This is a genomic window from Dermabacter sp. p3-SID358 (assembly GCF_025147465.1).
In the GTDB taxonomy this organism is placed as follows: domain Bacteria; phylum Actinomycetota; class Actinomycetes; order Actinomycetales; family Dermabacteraceae; genus Dermabacter.
This window is the reverse complement of record NZ_JALXOZ010000035.1, coordinates 1-422: the sequence shown is the minus strand read 5'-3', so window position 1 is coordinate 422 and position 422 is coordinate 1. Positions and strand designations below refer to the sequence as shown.

Annotated in this window: 1 protein-coding gene; it reads left to right on the top strand. The window is 56.6% G+C overall.

Features of this window, described 5'->3' with window-relative positions; all coding sequences use genetic code 11:
- The coding region (locus M3B90_RS09580; RefSeq protein ID WP_259890156.1) for a DDE-type integrase/transposase/recombinase at nt 1-422 on the top strand (422 nt) is incomplete at both ends.

Here is a 422-nt window from a genome sequence, read left to right as displayed (position 1 = left end):
AGCCGCAAAAGAAGCCAAAAAGCTCCTACATCCGCTTCGAGGCCGCAATGCCCAACGAATGCTGGCAAGCCGACATCACCCACCTCTTCCTTGCCGACAACACACGCGTTGAAGTCCTCGACTTCCTCGATGACCACTCGCGATACCTGTTGTCAATCACCGCGGCCGCCGCATTCACAGGCCCCGCCGTCGCCACCGAACTCACACGCTTAATCCACACATACGGTCCACCAGCATCCACACTGACGGACAACGGACTAGTGTTCACCGCACGCCTAGCCGGGCGCAAAGGTGGGAGAAACGCGTTCGAAAAAGTACTCGTCGCACACAAAATCCAACAGAAAAACGGCCGGCCGGGCCACCCCCAAACCCAAGGAAAAATTGAGCGGTTCCACCAAACCCTCAAAAAATGGATCAAAGCC